At 37.2% G+C, this 17,538-nt stretch carries 12 protein-coding genes; 5 read left to right on the plus strand and 7 right to left on the minus strand.

The genetic code is table 11. From position 1 onward, the window contains the following. The first annotated feature begins 35 nt into the window (after nucleotides 1–35). Complete coding sequence (locus BFP77_RS00345) at nucleotides 36–788, plus strand: SDR family oxidoreductase (RefSeq protein WP_257212807.1); 753 nt, start codon at nucleotides 36–38, stop codon at nucleotides 786–788. 2 nt (nucleotides 789–790) lie between these two features. Here BFP77_RS00345 and BFP77_RS00350 read toward each other — a convergent pair whose 3' ends face one another. The 4 genes from BFP77_RS00350 to BFP77_RS00365 form a co-directional block, all read right to left on the minus strand. Continuing rightward, nucleotides 791–3,535: a PD-(D/E)XK nuclease family protein gene (locus tag BFP77_RS00350; protein WP_099572103.1), complete on the minus strand. Its 2,745-nt coding sequence runs from the start codon at nucleotides 3,533–3,535 to the stop codon at nucleotides 791–793. Between the two features lie 72 nt (nucleotides 3,536–3,607). Next, the gene (locus tag BFP77_RS00355; RefSeq protein ID WP_099572104.1) at nucleotides 3,608–4,951 is read right to left on the minus strand and encodes an OmpA family protein; all 1,344 of its coding nucleotides are present in this window, start codon (nucleotides 4,949–4,951) and stop codon (nucleotides 3,608–3,610) included. Between the two features lie 113 nt (nucleotides 4,952–5,064). Beyond that, the gene (gene kbl, locus BFP77_RS00360) at nucleotides 5,065–6,258 is read right to left on the minus strand and encodes a glycine C-acetyltransferase (protein WP_099572105.1); all 1,194 of its coding nucleotides are present in this window, start codon (nucleotides 6,256–6,258) and stop codon (nucleotides 5,065–5,067) included. Nucleotides 6,259–6,261: 3 nt separating this feature from the next. Continuing rightward, the gene (locus BFP77_RS00365) at nucleotides 6,262–9,360 is read right to left on the minus strand and encodes a UvrD-helicase domain-containing protein (protein WP_099572106.1); all 3,099 of its coding nucleotides are present in this window, start codon (nucleotides 9,358–9,360) and stop codon (nucleotides 6,262–6,264) included. A 120-nt stretch (nucleotides 9,361–9,480) separates the two neighbouring features. Between BFP77_RS00365 and BFP77_RS00370 the strand changes: the two genes are divergently transcribed. Next, nucleotides 9,481–10,089: a superoxide dismutase gene (locus BFP77_RS00370; RefSeq protein ID WP_099572107.1), complete on the plus strand. Its 609-nt coding sequence runs from the start codon at nucleotides 9,481–9,483 to the stop codon at nucleotides 10,087–10,089. Nucleotides 10,090–10,660: 571 nt separating this feature from the next. Here BFP77_RS00370 and BFP77_RS00375 read toward each other — a convergent pair. Next, nucleotides 10,661–12,559, minus strand: coding sequence for an amidophosphoribosyltransferase (locus tag BFP77_RS00375; RefSeq protein ID WP_099572108.1), 1,899 nt, complete (start codon nucleotides 12,557–12,559; stop codon nucleotides 10,661–10,663). 41 nt (nucleotides 12,560–12,600) lie between these two features. Next, nucleotides 12,601–13,527, minus strand: a complete 927-nt coding sequence (locus BFP77_RS00380; protein WP_099572109.1) for a PfkB family carbohydrate kinase — start codon at nucleotides 13,525–13,527, stop codon at nucleotides 12,601–12,603. A gap of 306 nt (nucleotides 13,528–13,833) precedes the next feature. Here BFP77_RS00380 and BFP77_RS00385 point away from each other — a divergent pair, with 306 nt between their 5' ends. From BFP77_RS00385 to BFP77_RS00395, 3 genes are read left to right on the plus strand one after another with little or no spacing between them, the layout of a single operon-like run. Continuing rightward, complete coding sequence (locus tag BFP77_RS00385; protein ID WP_099572110.1) at nucleotides 13,834–15,540, plus strand: hypothetical protein; 1,707 nt, start codon at nucleotides 13,834–13,836, stop codon at nucleotides 15,538–15,540. Next, a complete protein-coding gene (locus BFP77_RS00390) occupies nucleotides 15,537–15,971 on the plus strand; it encodes a hypothetical protein (protein WP_099572111.1) in 435 nt (144 codons plus the stop codon). Before BFP77_RS00385 ends, BFP77_RS00390 begins: the two co-directional genes overlap by 4 nt. Before the next feature lie 8 nt (nucleotides 15,972–15,979). Further along, nucleotides 15,980–16,885, plus strand: coding sequence for a hypothetical protein (locus BFP77_RS00395; protein WP_143751804.1), 906 nt, complete (start codon nucleotides 15,980–15,982; stop codon nucleotides 16,883–16,885). 5 nt (nucleotides 16,886–16,890) lie between these two features. On the opposite strand, the gene BFP77_RS00400 is transcribed toward BFP77_RS00395, so the two are convergent. Continuing rightward, nucleotides 16,891–17,526 (minus strand): ribonuclease H1 domain-containing protein, encoded by a 636-nt coding sequence (locus BFP77_RS00400; RefSeq protein ID WP_099572113.1) that lies wholly within the window; start codon nucleotides 17,524–17,526, stop codon nucleotides 16,891–16,893. Between the last annotated feature and the right edge of the window lie 12 nt (nucleotides 17,527–17,538).

A 17,538-nucleotide genomic window follows, 5' to 3' on the forward strand; every position in this document is an offset into this window, starting at 1 on the left:
AAGAAAACAAAACTTTAACATACACCATATTTTAGATGAGTACCTTTGTAAAAGGTATCGAGGTAAAATTTAAAATAGAAAATATGAAAGGAAAAGTGGCCTATATAACCGGAGGTTCTAAAGGTATAGGATTAGGCGTTGCAGCTGCTCTTTTAAAAGAAGGCGTGAAGGTTGCTATAAGTGGAAGAGACACTAAGAGTTTGGAAAATGCCAAAAAAGTTTTGGATGCTTCAGAAGATTTGATTTGCATTCAGTCTGACGTCACTAATTTTGATAATGAAAAAAATGCCGTTACTCAGATTTTAGAAAAGTGGGGAACTTTGGATATTGTCTTGGCCAATGCAGGAGTAGGGCGTTTTGCGCCTGTAGACGAGCTTTCTCTGTCGGATTGGAACACCATGGTGAACACCAACCTTACAGGGGCGTTCCACACACTAAAAGCGTCCATGGAAGGATTAAAGGTGTCACAAGGATATTACATTACGTTGGCGAGTTTGGCCGGAACCAATTTCTTTGCTTCAGGTGCGGGGTATAATGCCACTAAATTTGGAGTGGTCGGTTTTACCCAAGCGGTAATGTTAGACCTTAGAAAACATGGGATAAAAGTGTCTACAATTATGCCAGGTTCCGTTGCTACACATTTTAATGGGAATGAACCTAACGAAAAAGATGCTTGGAAAATTCAACCAGAGGACATTGGGGAACTTGTTATTGACTTACTAAGAATGAACCCCAGAACGTTACCAAGTAAAATAGAGGTAAGACCTACCAGGCCAGATTTAAAATAGCATTATACTTCTTTTTCCAGAAAGTCTATTTCCGGATTGGTAATTTCAGAAATAAGGTGAAACAAACAGCGTTCAAATTCTGATATAATTTCGGAATCTATGCGCTGTTGCTCTTTCGTAGCCCTACCGGAAGATTCTTTTTTCGCAAAGAATTGTGTTCCGGCTTTTAAATTTTTAAGCGATATGATACCTGCTTGTATGGAATTGCTCGGGTGTATGTGATTGTACATGTAGGAGTAACATAATAGTTGAAAGGCCTTGCTGTATTGGTAGTCTTCGACGAGCGAATCCCATTCCTTGATTTCTACATTGCTTTTTTGGACTCTTCCCGTTTTGTAGTCGATAATTCTTACGACCCCGTCAACCTCGTCTATACGGTCTAGCTTACCTTTTAATACAACTGGAAAATCTATGCCCGGGATTTTGAGTGTTACGGATAGATTTTGTTCTAGTGCTATTACTTTGGTGGTGCATTTGCTTAGTCCCTCGATTTCTATCTCAATGAAATTCTGAATGTACTTGATGATAACGTAATAGGAAATAAGATTTTTACCGGTACTGAAATCACCGTCGAGATGTGTTTTCTTAAAGTTCTTTTGTACAGTATCTTCAATTTGTGATTTGGCCTTTTCCAGACCTTCCTTTGATAGTTCTTGACCAATAAAGGGCGTATATAGTTCTTCTAATGTATCGTGAGCTATGGTCCCAAATGTGTTTGCGGCTACAGTTTCTTCTACCGTAGCAATATCGTTAATACCCAAAAGATTTTGTTTATAAAAATCCACTGGATTTCTAATGTAATTGCTTAATGAGCTAGGAGAGAATCCCTTTGTCGCATAGGTACGGATAAGGGATATTAAGTCGTCGGTTTTTCTTATGCTTTCAACATTCTCCTGTAGAATAGTTACTTTAGGAGAGGCTATAATTTCAGTTACGTCTTTTCTATTAGGGTCTGTCAAGATTTGTGTAATGAGTCTACTTTTCTCACCTCCTTCTAACACGTCCGGTTCTGTATTGTAAATTAGATGGATGTTTTTCGCACGTTGCAGTAACCTGTAGAAGTGATAGGTGTAAATGGCGTCTTTCTCTTTATAGATAGGTAGACCGTGGGCTATTTTTAAATCGAAGGGAATAAAGGAATTATTGGACTTTCCAGAGGGTAAGATACCTTCGTTTACGGAAGTAAGGATAACTGTTTCAAAATCTAAATTTCTAGATTCCAACATGCCCATTACCTGTAGACCTTCTAATGGATCCCCTTTAAAATCCAGAGTTTCTGAGGCTAATAGTTGTAAGTATAGGGTTTTTAGACCTTTTAAATTGGTAATATAATCGTACTTAAACAGAAGGTCTTGCAGCTGGTTGAAGAGCGTATGAAATTTATACAACTGCTCTAGTGCCAAATTATTCCCGTTTTGGGTATAGATATCTTTCAGTTCTAATATTAAAACATGGCTATTAGCAATAAATTGTTTTGGTTCCATAAAGGCTTGACTAAAGAGTAGCGGTATAGTAGCCATCTTGAAATCAAGAACAGATGCTATGTGGTCTTTTGTTATGTAAGCCCAGTTTTTGGTCTTAAGGGTAGTAATGACCTCATTAGTTGAAAAGCCTGATGTATTTAACAGGATTGAAGTAACAGGATGGGATAGCAAACGTATAAAGTCTTTATAAAACCAGCCTTTCGTAGTCCGTTGCTCGTGAATTGCAAAAAGACTTTCAAAGAAACTCGCAATAGGGCTATTTCCTAATTGTTGCCCCATGGTTATGTTCACCTTGTCAATGGTCTCAGGGATAGAATTTAATATGGGATTCAGAAGATTTTCATCAGCTAGAATTAAAGCAGTATTTCTTAATTTATCAGGAGAATATTCCTGGATTTCTTTGAGAATATTTCCCACGTATTTAGATTGGGATATATTTTTTGGCACTCCAACTGCCTTGATTTTCTTTTTGGACAAATAATAATTACTTAAACCTTTCAGCGAATTCTTTTTTAAGTAATTCCAACAGGAGGTATGCTTTCTAATAAAAAGACCTGCATCATGAACGGGGTCTTCTAAGAAATAAGAATCTATATCAAAATAAATAGTTGATTTCGTTGTATCTAGGATGGTCTGAATAATTTCACTTTCCGCATTATTTAAAGCATTAAAACCTATAAACACATGGTTTTTGGAATTATGGCTCAAATAGGTTCCTATGTTTTCGGCCGCCTTACGGTATACTAAGCCTTGATGACCTACATTTTCTTGAAGGAGTTTAGAATTAAATAAGGAATATATTGGGCCTAAATGATTCCAAAAATGAAGATAGTTTTTCATTAACTCTGTCTTTTCATTAGTTAAGGACCAATGGTTGAGTTCTTGAATGGAGGATAGGTTGGAAAAAAGTTCTGGACCATCGATGAGATAGCGATCTATTTCATTAAAATCCTGTAGTAAAGTCTGCCCCCATTTTAAGAAGGATTCAAAGGACTCTTTTTCGAAATCACCAACAGTGAGATAGGTCTCATAAAGTTTAAATAACTGTTCAGTATTATTGATGTAGGTTAATCCGGAAACTTGTTCTATAAATTCTTCAATACTAAAAATAGAAGGCGAGATGATGGTTTTTGCAATGCTTTTAGAAATTGCTTTTTTAAGAAACGTACCTGCTCGTTTACTGGGAAGAATAAAAACAAGATGTTCAAAGTCATCAACCGTTAAATTTAAGTCATCTATTACTTCCGCTATGAAACTTCGCATATGGTAAAAATAAAAAAGCTCCGCAAATTGCGGAGCTTTTTGTTTATTAAAACACTTATGTTTATTAGAAACTTATTTTACCAAGTTGATTTCTACCCTTCTGTTCTGAGTTCTACCAGATCTAGTATTGTTAGTAGCAATTGGCTTATCTTCTCCGTAACCTACGGCAGATAATCTGAATTCTTCAATTCCTTTGTCTACTAAGAATTCTTTTACGGAAAGAGCTCTTGACTCAGAAAGACTCTGGTTCAATTTAGCACTACCAACACTGTCAGTATGTCCTTCTACAGTAAACTTAGCGTTAGGATATTCTTTTAAGATTGTAATGATGTCTACCATTACAGAAGTAGACTCAGCTTTAATAGAAGACTTACCAGTGTCGAACAAGATAGTTCTTGCATAGTCGTTCAATTGTTTTTGAACCTCTTCAGTTACTTCTGGACAACCAGCGTTAGCTACAGTACCAGCAACATCTGGACATTGATCGTCTTTATCTAATACGCTATCACCATCCTTATCTGGCCATGGGCATCCTTTGTTCTCAGCAGGACCTGCTTCGTTAGGACACTCATCATCTTTATCAGCAACACCGTCACCGTCAGCATCTGGGCAACCAGCTAAAGCGGCAAGACCAGCTTCATTAGGACAAGCATCGTCTTTATCGGCAACACCGTCACCGTCAGCATCTGGACAACCGTTCATCTCGGCAGAACCAGCTTCGTTAGGACAGCTATCTTTACTATCTTCTATGCCGTCACCGTCAGCATCAGGACATCCGTTGAAAGCTTCTAAACCAGCAACTTCTGGACAAGCATCGTCTTTATCGTATATACCGTCACCGTCAGTGTCAGTACCACCAAACTTAACAGAGATACCTGCTAAATGTTGGAAATGTTTTACTCCGTAATCCTCGAAAGCGTGCTTGTAAGTAGATTGTAAAGTAAGACCAAGGTTTTCAGAGAACCAGATGTTCAAACCAAGACCACCGTTTACCGTACCAGCACCAATTTCATCAACCCAAGTATAACCACCACCGATTTCGATAAAAGGATCGATAACGCTTTCTCTTTTGATGAAGTCATATTTAATGGTACCATCTATAGCATAGTGAGATAGGTCATCAACTGAAACGTCACCTAATTTGCTGATTTTGTTTAAGGAACCTCTTGCTCCAATAGAGAATCCGTCACCAACAGATTTAGATACTCCTACAAAAGAAATTGATGGAAGAATGTTCCAATGATCGTTCGCATTAAAGAATTCATTACCGAAAGAACTTACATCCCCAGTAGGATATACGTCAATGGCATTAACCCCGAACTGTACTTGCCAAGGATTATTCTCGTCTTGCGCTTGTATGCTGTTAAAACCTACAAAAAGTAGGGCAACAACCAATAATTTGCTAAGATGTTTCATGTTCAAATTTTTAAGTTTAAGTGTTTATTAGCTGCAAATGTAAGTTGTTAAATATTATTAACAAAATCAATTTCCTATTTTTTTTAACGCATTTGATAGAATAAAATCAGCATTTAAACGATTTTTAATTCTTTGCCAACCTCAATAAAAGCCCTGATTGCGAAATCTAAATGCTCTTTTGTATGCGCTGCTGATAGCTGCACTCTTATCCTAGCCTTATCTTTTGGAACTACGGGATAAAAGAAACCTATTACGTATATACCTTTCTCTAAAAGCATATTCGCCATGTCTTGTGAGAGTTTAGCGTCATAAAGCATTACAGGAACAATTGCGGAATCCCCGTCTATAATATCAAAACCTGCCTCTTTCATTCCTTTTTTAAAGTATTCTGTGTTTTGTTGCAACTTATCTCTTAACGAGGTGTCGTTCTCCAACATTTCAAAAACCTTAATAGAGGCCCCGACTATAGCAGGTGCTAATGAGTTGGAGAACAGATAAGGTCTGGAACGCTGTCTTAGAAGCTCTATGATTTCCTTTTTTGCCGTTGTATAACCGCCCATGGCCCCGCCTAATGCTTTTCCCAAGGTTCCCGTTATGATGTCAATGCGGCCCATTACGCCCTTTTCTTCCAAGGTACCTTTTCCTTTTGGCCCTATAAAACCAGTAGCGTGGCATTCATCTATCATGACCATGGCATCATATTTGTTGGCAAGGTCACAGATTTCATCTAGTGGAGCAACAAGGCCGTCCATGGAAAATACACCATCGGTCACTATAATTTTAAATCTAGCCTTATCCTCGTTGGCCTGCTGTAATTGTTTCTCTAGGTCTCCCATATCACTATTAGCGTAGCGGTAACGTTTGGCTTTACAAAGTCTGATACCATCTATGATGGAGGCATGATTTAGAGAATCGGAGATTATGGCATCTTCCGCAGTTAATAGCGGTTCAAAAACACCACCGTTCGCATCAAAAGCGGCCGCATATAGAATGGTATCTTCTGTACCATAAAATTCGGCTATTTTTTTCTCTAAAGTTTTGTGGATGTCTTGAGTGCCACAAATAAACCGAACCGAAGACATGCCAAAACCATGAGAGTCCAAAGTGTCCTTCGCGGCCTGAACTACCTCCGGATGGGAAGAAAGACCTAGATAATTGTTTGCACAAAAGTTAATGACCTCTTCTCCTGTGGAGATTTTTATTACCGCATCTTGTGGAGTAACTATAATCCGTTCTTCTTTAAAGAGACCATCTTCTTTGATTTGGTTTAATTCTTTTTCTAAGTGTTCTTTAATTTTTCCGTACATCTTTTAGGGTATAAATTCTATATCTATGTTATCGTTAATATAAACAATGATTTTATGTGTTACCGCATATTCCATTTCTAAAAAGGCATCGGCGTAAGTGTTTAACTGATTTTTATATTTGGAATTTTTTGCACCTGTTTTATAGTCTATGATATAAACTTCTTTATTTTTAATTACCACCCTGTCCGGCCTCTGAATCGTTCCGTCCGCCATCAGGATATCCGTCTCGTTGAGAACTGTTGTTCCGGTCTTGAACAAGTCCCTCAAGTCATTATGGTCTATAACTTGTCGTAGGGTCCGTTTAATCTGTTCTATTTCACCTGCTACGATAATCCCTTTTTGTAGGCCAATTTTCAACGCAGTTTCCAAATCATTTGCAAACTTAATAAGCCCTAAGAGATAATGGATGGTATTTCCTTTCTTGATCGCTTTTTCTTGTTCCGTATCCCATAACATGCCAGCGCTGGTCAAAATGCTGAAATTGGGTCTGTCTTTATGAGTATATATATAAGGTATTGTTGTAATGTGAGTTTCTTTGCCTAAATCTTCTATTTTTTTGGGAACTGTGCCAAATTCATATTCGAATGTTTCATCGCGCCAAAGTTGCTGTTCTTTTAAAAAATGAATGAATAGGCCAGAAAAATAATCCGTTTTATAGGTGTGCTCTTTTTTAAAATCATATGCGCTAACGATATACAAAGTAGAGACCGCCCTGGTTAGGGCTACGTAGAGAAGGTTAAAGGAGTCTAGCTGCAGTTTGCCCTGCTCTTCATTAAAAATGTGGGCTTCTTTGTTGCCATAATCCAAGACTTCTTGTTTTTTGCTTATCAACACTTCGCTAAAACCTGAGAAAGTTTCGGTATCTACGGGTATCCAGAGTTTAGGGTCAATTTCTTCATATATATTGGTATTGGCGTAGGGGAATATGACTACAGGAAATTCCAATCCTTTTGCCTTATGTATGGTCATTATCTGAACCGCCGAAGTACTTTCTGGAATAACGATGCTTAATGTATCTTCCTTTTTATCCCAGTAATTTAAGAAGGATTGTTTGTCTGCACCATCCTTTTGTTCTACCTCAAAAACGGTATCCATAAAAGCGTTTAGATAGGCGTCTTGAGATTGCGACAAATTAAACGTCCTAATCACATATTCCATACCATCATAAACGGAAAGCTGAGAAAATAGATGGCTATTAAAATTGAATTCATGCAGTAGTCCATTGGCCAGGTCGTTAAGATGTTCAATTATAAAATCGTGCTTATGTTCACGGAGCTCGGCAAGAAAATTCAGTATAGCAAAGGCAAGCGCCTGTTCCTCTGGTTGCAGGGACCATCGTATTAGGCTTACCATAAAATGTATCTTGGGACTTGAGGCAAGCAAAAGTGATTCTGATGAAATCACGGGGACATGCTCCTTCATTAAATAATCTGCCAAAGAAACACCATGTTTTTTCTTGCGGACAATAATACAAATATTCTCAAAAGCATAACCATTGGACAAGGCATGGTTAATGGACTCCAAGGTTTTTTGTCCATAATTTTCCTCAGTGTCTTCTTCCAAAAAAGAGAGTTTTACATACCCGCCTTTCTTACTATTAGTTTCCTGTTTATTTCCTTCCTTAAAAAAGTGCTTATAACTATCGTTTTCTAAAAATTGACTAGCACTTTGAAAAAAGCGATTGTTAAAATTGATTATTTCCTCATGACTGCGGTAATTCTTCGGAAGCAAATAAGTGTCTGCGGATACGGAAAAAGGATTGCTTTGAGCGGTAGCTAAATCTAGAAATTGTTCTGCCTTTCCTCCGCGCCATCTATAAATTGCCTGTTTTACATCACCGACCACAAATAACGAGCCTGTTTTTCCAAAATCGTCTTGACCTTCCAGAGCACTTCCTATTAAGGGAATTAGATTGGTCCATTGCATCTCTGAAGTGTCTTGAAACTCATCGATAAAATAATGACGGTACTTTTCGCCTAAGCGCTCATATATGAAAGGGGCAGGCTGGTTTTTTATTTCCTTAGAAATGATGGAGTTAAACTCTGAAATTGATAGTTGGTCCTTTTCTTTTTGAATGGCGGCCACCTCTTGCTGTATAGCATTTAGTAAAGTAAGTGGCACAAGATTTCTGTACACGTTTTGTAGAAAACTTCTTTGATATATTAATTCTTTTATGCCCAAATACCGCTGCAAAAGCTGAATTGGTATTTCGGCAGACGGTAAAACAACGTTTACCTTAACTATTTTTCCGTTAATCAAATTTTCCTCTAGCTTGTTTTTATACAATGAAGCAGGTGAAAAAATACCATTTTTAACTTTTTTAAAATGATCAGGCAAAGTCTGTCTAGGAAAATCTTCCATCTCAAGACCACTCTGTGCAATGTAGTTAAGCGTTTCAGTTGCCATTGCAGACAATTTTTTTTCTAGATTCTTTAGTTGACGGATGACCGCTTCCTTTAAAACTTTGAAGCTTTGAAGGTCCTTGTCCTTCAATAATTCTAAATGAGAAATGTTACTCTCATTAAAGAGTAATGCTCCAATCTTGAGAAGATCGTAGCCAATGTCCCAACTCCGGTCGTCATCGATTTTTTCTAGGGCAAAGTCTAAAAGTACTTTGGTAAGTTCCTTGTCTTCCCCTGCTTTAGATAGGATTCTGGCCACTGACTCGTCCAAAAGTAAATCAGTATCTAACACAACTTCAAAATTTTGCGGGATTTTCAGGTCCCTTGCAAATGTTCGTATTAGCCTATGTGTAAATTTATCTATGGTGGAAATATCGAAAAAAGCATAATTATGAAGAATTTCTTTTAAGCGCAGTTCGCTAAGTTTCTGAAGTTCTGGCACTGTTAGATTCAGCGCTTGCATCATCTCTAAAAATAGAGGAGGAGTATTATCTTCCGAGGTAACCTCGCTAAAGCTAAAAAGACTCTCCAAAATTCTCCCCTTCATCTCATTAACCGCTTTATTGGTAAATGTGATGGCCAATATTCTCTTGAAACCAAAAGGCCTAGAAAGAATAATTTTTAGATAGGCGCTGGACAAGGTATAGGTCTTGCCGGAGCCAGCGGATGCATTATAAATTTTAAAGGAACTACTGTCCACCTATTTTTACTTGCAAAATAAGGATTATAGAACAGTTCTTAACAAATAATTATAGGAATATAAATGTTAAAACCTGTAAATTTGAAAAGCAATTAATATTAATCTTTTAAACTAAAAATTATGGCTTTTGAATTACCAAAATTGCCTTATGCATATGATGCTTTAGAACCGCATATTGATGCAAGGACAATGGAAATACATCATACGAAACATCATAACGGATATACTACTAAGTTGAACGGTGCAATAGAAGGCACGGGTTTGGAGGGTAAATCTATTGAAGATATCTTGTCTAGCTTAGACATGGGTAATGGTGCCGTACGCAATAATGGTGGCGGTTTTTACAATCACTCTCTTTTCTGGAGCGTTATGTCCCCTAACGGAGGAGGCGCTCCCTCAGGTGAATTTTCAGATGCAATAAATAGTGCGTTTGGTTCTTTTGATGGATTTAAAGAAAAATTCAGCACCGCCGCAGGTACCAGATTTGGCTCGGGATGGGCATGGTTATGTGTACACAAAGGAGGTAAATTAGAGATTTGCTCTAGCCCTAACCAGGACAACCCTTTAATGCCAAATGTTGGCTGTGGAGGGCAACCAATTCTTGGTTTAGACGTTTGGGAGCATGCTTATTACCTAAACTACCAGAACAGAAGACCAGACTATGTAAGTGCTTTTTTCAACGTTATCGATTGGAAAAAAGTAGCTGAACTATATGCTGCAGGGAAGTAAAATACATTAGGGAAATTCTTGTTAAATAGAAGACTGACAACCACTTAGAGAGAAATCTTTAGGTGGTTTTTTTGATTTTTACGCATAGAAAAGGGCGGAGAAGTCTCCGCCCTTTTCGTCCCAAATCTTACCATAAACTTAACCTACTTATGCTATGGCGATACTAAATTACTGGTATTGTGGGAAATAAAAAAAGAAATTTTAAGAAATTTTTAATTATAACCTCATTAAGTAGATTGCTTAAGGAACATTGATGAGAATTAAAAAATGGGTCTGTTTTTAAAATGTGGTCAAATAAAAAAGGCAGAGCACAGCTCTACCTTTTTTCCCCAAATCTTACCATGAACTTAACCTACTTAAACTATGGTTCTTCAAAGGTATAAGCTTTAAGTCTTGTGAAAAAAGGTATTTGTTTAAAGTCTTATTTTAAGGTTGAAATACCTTCTGTGTATTATTGTCTTACAGAAGACGAAAGAAGTTGTTCGCGTATTAAATAAATAGCAATAAAAAGGCGGAGCATTGCCCCGCCTTTTCCCCAAATCTAAAACGAGATAATTTCTTACTAAAAGGCTTAATACGCTCTTTCGTTTTTGCCTTCGTAAAAGTTGATAAAAGCCTTGTTTACCACTCTGTTTCCTCCTGGGGTAGGATAGTTTCCCGTAAAGTACCAATCTCCTAAATTTTTTGGACAGGCCTTATGTAAATTTGATATGGTCTGGTAGATTATTTGAACTTCGGCATTGATGCCTTTTGGACTAAGAAGTTCGCCAGTTTTCTTGGATATTTGTTCGGCGGTGAACGGTGCGTAGAATTGCTTTACATAATTAATTACGTCTTTATCCTTGGAGTTAATTTGCTCAACACATTTTTTATAAATATCGTCAACTACATGCATGGTATTATTGTCCTTATGGAGGTCTAGAGCAGCTCTGAAGGCAATAAAGTCTTCTAGCTTGGCCATGTCAATACCATAACAGTCTGGATATCTAATCTGTGGAGCAGAGGAGACTACTATTATTTTTTTAGGCGAAAGACGGTCAAGGATGCGAAGTATACTTTTCTTTAACGTGGTGCCTCTGACAATACTATCATCTATGATGACCAAATTGTCACCTTTCTTTACAGACCCATAAGAAATGTCGTATACGTGAGCTACAAGGTCATCTCTACTGTCATCTTGCGTGATAAAGGTTCTCAATTTGGCATCCTTAATAGCTACTTTTTCAATTCTTGGTCTTACCTCAAGTATATCATGGAGTTCCTTACTGGTAATTTCGGAGCCTATGGCAAGAATCTGTTCTTCTTTCTTTTTGTTAAGATAGTTCTGCGCTTCTTTAACCATACCAAAGAAAGATGTTTCTGCGGTGTTCGGAATATAGGAGAATACCGTTCTCTTTATATCATGGTTAATAGACTTTAAGATTTGCGGAAAAACCAACTTACCCAGTTTCTTTCGTTCTTGGTAAATCTCCTTATCGCTACCTCTAGAAAAATAGATTCGCTCAAAAGAACACGCCTTTCTTTCCTTAGGTTCTAATATTTGTTTTATGGCCGTTGTGCCACTTTTCTTAACAATTATAGCGTGTCCGGGGTCCAGTTCTTGAACACTTTCATAAGGTACGTTGAATACGGTCTGTATAGCAGGACGCTCAGAAGCCACTACAACAATCTCATCGTCCTTATAATAATATGCGGGCCTTATACCTGCGGGATCACGAAGCACAAAGGCGTCACCATGTCCCAGTAGACCGGCCATGGCATAGCCGCCGTCAAAATTTTTGGCAGCTCTCCTCAATATTTTGGAAACTTTTAGACGTTCTGCTATAATGGCGGAAGCTTCTTGTTTTGTATACCCTTCCTTCTTTATTTCCTTATATAGTTTGGCAACGGCATCATCTAAAAAGTGGCCTATCTTTTCCATTACGGTAACGGTGTCCGCCATTTCCTTAGGGTGCTGCCCTAACTGTACTAAATTATCGAACAGTTCATGAACATTGGTCATGTTAAAATTACCGGCAACGATAAGGTTACGATGCATCCAATTGTTCTGTCTTAAAAACGGATGTACACTTTCTATACTATTTTTACCAAAAGTTCCATAGCGTACGTGACCTAAGAGTAACTCGCCAATATAGGGTATATTCTTTTTTTGTAACGCTACATCATCTTCATATTCTGGATGTTCCTTAAGCTCCTTGTTTATACGCTCATTTATTTGAGCAAAGATATCCTGTATGGGTTGTTGTTGGCAAGAACGAACCCTACTCATATAACGTTGCCCTGCATCTACATCTAACTTAATGCTAGCAAAACCTGCACCATCCTGACCGCGATTGTGCTGTTTTTCCATCATGAGGTACATTTTATTTACACCATAAAACGCGGACCCATATTTTTCCTTGTAGTATTCAAGGGGCTTAAGCAATCGGATTACAGAGATGCCACACTCGTGCTTAATAGCGTCACTCATTACTTCTTTGTATTAAAAAAGCCCCGAATATGGGACGTGGGTTATTGTAATTCAATTTCAAATTGTGTTAATGCTTTAAATTGATGCAATCTTTTATTGACTTCCTTTTTATCCAAATCAATCATTCGTTCCGTACCAAAACGTTCCACGGAGAATGATGCCAAATTAGAACCATGAATTACGGCTTTCTTCAGGTTTTCAAAAGAGGTGTCGTTCGTAGCTGCCAAATATCCAGCGAAACCACCTGCAAAAGTATCGCCTGCGCCAGTTGGATCAAAAACTTCTTCTAGAGGTAATGCGGGAGCAAAGAAAACCTGATCTTGGTGAAACAATAGCGCACCGTGCTCTCCTTTTTTAATGACCACATATCTAGGTCCCATGCCATATATCTTGTGTGCTGCCTTTACCAGGGAGTATTCTCCCGTTAGCTGTCTGGCCTCCTCATCGTTAATGGTGAGAACGTCTATATACTTATTGGTTTCCAATAATTCCGGCAAAGCGTTGTCCATCCAAAAATTCATCGTATCTAGAATGATGAGTTTTGGTCGTTTTTCCATCTGATTAATTACACTGAGCTGAACTCCTGGGTGTAAGTTGCCCAACATGACTACATCCGCATCGGTATAACCAGTAGGGACAACAGGGTTAAAATCGGCCAAAGTATTTAATTCCGTGACTAAGGTATCCCTAGAATTTAGGTCGTTATGGTATTTTCCTTTCCAATAGAAGGTTTTCTCGCCCTTTACAATTTCTAGACCGGTTAGATCAATATTTCTGTCGGAAAGTAAATCTAAATATGCCTTGGGCATATCATCACCTACGATAGATACAATGGCCGCATCCACATTAAACTGTGATGCCGCCAACCCGATAAATGTGGCCGCGCCACCTAGAATTTTATCGGTTTTACCAAAAGGGGTTTCAATCTCATCAAAAGCAACGGTCCCTACGATAACAAGTTTACCCATTTTGTTGGTTAAAATTAAGCTGCAAATATACGGTTTTGTGCTACTAATTTAAACTTGAGTTGTGGGGTAATCGGGAATAGTTATTAAGAAAAACTCTAGCCAAAAAGTAGTACAATGCAGAACATACGGGGTGTAACCGGTGTATTTTATATTTTTTAAGGAAAAACCCTACGGTTTTAATCCTTGAAAACCAGTATTTCATCGAAAAAACACAAAAACCTCCATTTTTATAAGGTTTTCCTAGTGGGGGGGGGGCTAAAATAATTTGCTAAGTTGGCCTCAACTAATCATAAATATCCCACTAAAATGAAAAACCAGACCTTTTTAAAACTCACCTTACTCGTATTATGTTTTGTCTTCAGTTGCCAACAGGACGAAATTCTTCAAATAGAAGAGATACAAAAACAAACCACTAACGTTAACACTACATTGTTTACTTTCAGTAGTGCTTCTAAAGACAAAAACAACTCGTTATCCAAAAGGATAGCAACTAGATACAATCAAGATATTAGCGGTAATTATGCTAAAAACGAAAATGGCACTGCATTTTTTAATTGGGAAGAGATTAAACAGACGACTGATTCCCTTGGTAATAACGCATATGCCATCAACTTTTCATTTGCGAAAAGTAAAGATAATGAGTTTTTTAATTTGATAATTATAGAGGATGCAGATGGCAAAGAATTAGACTCCTATATATTGAGATATGTTTGCGATAAGGAACAGAATGAAAAGTTCATAGAAAATGATATGGATTTATCTTTTTTTAAAGGAAGCATTGGGATGCACCAAACGGAGGATTATTTTCCTAATGGATTGAACGCTAAAGGGGGCTGTCCTATAAAGAATGATCAATACGGAGATCCCGTACCATGTAATATTATTCACGTTGATACAGGAGGGAATTCTAGAAGTGGGGGTAATGGAGGTAGTGCTGGTGGCCCTCCATCTTATAACGCTCCAAGAGGCTGCACCCTTGATCGTTTTTGGTATGAGTGTGGAGGGACAAATACCAATGTACCGCATTCTGCCGCCGTATGTAAAGGTCCAAGAAGAACAGGTTCAGGTTGGATTGTACAAATTAATTGTGGTAGCGGGGAAGGGAATAATAAGGACCAGAGGAAAACAGCAGATTGTAAAAGTTGTTATCGGACCAGTTCTTCCGGTGTAAATACGCACAGCCGGACGACGCAGTTGATTAGTAGATGGAAATCTACGTTAGGATTAACAAACAGTCAAGCCATTTATTTGAAGGGTAAACCGGAATTGGTTAATCAAATCGATAACTATCTAAGAAAGAATTCAAGTACGGCTCAAGCTAGTAAATATATAGGATGGGTGATTTCCATAGAATCTGAGAAAATAAGTTCAAATAACATTCATGACTATGAAAAATCCTTAAAAGTAATGTCTGAAGGGCTTAAAAAATTTGGTGGTGATGAAGGGCTGGAGTTTGCCAAATTTATTGATGGCTCATTAACGGTTTTGGATGATATGACCGTTGGTGAAGTCAAGACTTTTCATTCATTTATAAAAAGTAGGGTAATTGAATTTAATATGCAAATGTCAATCTCAGTAGTTAAGGCCTATGTAGAAGGCATTGTAGTTCCTGTAGTTGAATTTGTATTAGCAGAGGTGGGAGCTTCAATTGCTGTTAGGTTAATTCAGAAAATCCCCATTTCTTGGGTCTATCGTGGGGCCAGATTGAATAATGTCATTAAAAAAGTCGGATTAATGGGTGAGATGGGAGCTAACAATACAATTCGAATTGTTAGAACGAATGCACCCATTTCTACATCTAAGGAGCTTTTCAACTCTTTAACAAAAAATAAAATCGGAAATTTAATTACCGAATCAAATGGCGCTCTTAAGGCCAATATGGGGAATAATAATTTTATCATTTATCGCCCTGCGTCTGCTTCACAAAGTGGATTTCCAGCCACAATTACTTTAGATTTAAGAGCTGCCGGAATATGGACTAAAGTTAGAAATGTTAAATTTGTTTCACCATGACAAATAAAGAATTGTTCGATAATATTCACTTGTTTATGCCTGACGGTGTCGAATTCATTCATGATATTCTGGAAAATATTGGGCACATTAGTTTTAGGACCGAGGAAGTCAAAAGAGATGGTTTAGAAATTATTCGAAAGCTTCTTGAATTAAATTTAATTGAAGTATTTCATTGGGGAGAACATCATAAAATTATTTACAATCTCGATTTTACTCTTGAGCAAACTGTTAAATATGTTGATAACATATGGTTTATTGGTGCTGACGTTTCTGACTTTTATGGAATGGTAATGTTCAAGTATAAGGATTGGTATTTACAAGCATTAGAAAAAGAAGGGTTGACTCATACAACCTATTGGAAGGTGTTCGTTCAGGAAAAAATAGGAGATTTAGAAAAATGGATTGAGAAAAATAGACCTTCCACAATATAGATAGAGTAATGAATTATTTTATCTTGTTTGTGTTTTTACTAGGACCATTTTTAATGGCCCAAAATTATAGCGCGGAACAATCACTTTTCGATTGTATAAATCAAGGCTATTCTAAAAAAGGAGTGGATTTGAAAAAGCTAATTATATCCTTTGAGGAAACCTTGATAAATGAAAATATTTTAGAATGTAAAACCGGGGAGTGTTATCAGAAACTCTTAACTAAGATGGTAAATAATCCTATGCTAGACTATAACGCTTCAAAGTTATTTGTCCCCCATAAAGCTAGATTTGAGAATGAAGATTCTTTACCTTTTAATAAATGCTTGGAAAATTTGCGATTTAAAAAAACATTTAGTTTTGCAAAAATCGATAAGTTTAAAATTATGTTCGATTCTATAATGAGAGTTGAAGATAGTAATGCAACTAATTTTGCAAATGAAATTTTATCCGTTTTAGTAGAGAACGATTTCGAGCAGGAATACTATAAATATAAAATATTCCCTCTTTTTAATATGATAAATTTCACGCCCTTATTGGATGAAATTTTTCCTGGGCAGAAGGTGTCCGATGAACTTTTGGATAAGAAAATTGATTTATCAAACGCATTTACTATTTGTATTGATAGTATTAATTCAATAAGAACAAAATCATTGAAGATTTCGTTAAATCAATTGAAATCATTGGTAAGAGATTATTTAACCCAAAATGAATATAAGTCAATATTCGTTATAAAAGCAGATACGGCTGCTCTTTTTAGAAATTATTTAAGTGTTCGAGAAGTAATTATTAATGAAATCAACCACCTGAGAAAACAGTATGCTTGGAGAAATTTCGGTAAGGATATAAATGAACTGACAAAAACACAAGTTTCGATAATTAAATCTAAATTTCCAGAACAAATAATTATCGAATAAAGAATTTACTTCCTCCCAAAATCCGCAGGAATTTCTCCCCAAGCCTTGGTTTCCCATTTTACAATGGGTGTATTGTAGGTATTGGATTTTAACCATGCTTCTGCCCTACGTACCAAATGGAACATTTCTTTATTCTTTTCGTTCTCCGTTAATTTGGTATTACATTTTTTTTTGCGCACCCAACTCATTGCGGTACGGGAATCCGTATAGATAATACGGTCGCTGCCGCGCTCCTTTAAAAAAGCAAGCCCGTGGACAAGGGCCAAGAATTCGCCAATGTTGTTGGTGCCTTGAGGAAATGGCCCTTGCTTAAATAATTTCTTTCCGGTTTTAGTATCCACTCCTTGGTATTCCATAACCCCAGGATTGCCGCTAGAAGCTGCATCAACGGATATGGAATGGTAATTGGGTTGGCCAATTTTTAATAGTTCAGTTGGGGATAAGGTGGTTTCTCCTTTTTTCTTACCCTTGAAATCTTCATAATTGCCGTTAAAGGCCTTCTGAGCCATGGCAAAACTCTCAAAAGATTTGTATTCTGCTCCCTTATAGCCTTCAATGGCCTTTTTACAAGCTGCCCAAGTTTTATGTATGCCAGGTTGCTTTCCCTTCCAAACCACATAAAACTTTGCTTTTTTAGCCATGATAGTAAAATT

It is taken from the genome of Maribacter sp. 4U21, from assembly GCF_002742365.1.
Lineage (GTDB): Bacteria > Bacteroidota > Bacteroidia > Flavobacteriales > Flavobacteriaceae > Maribacter.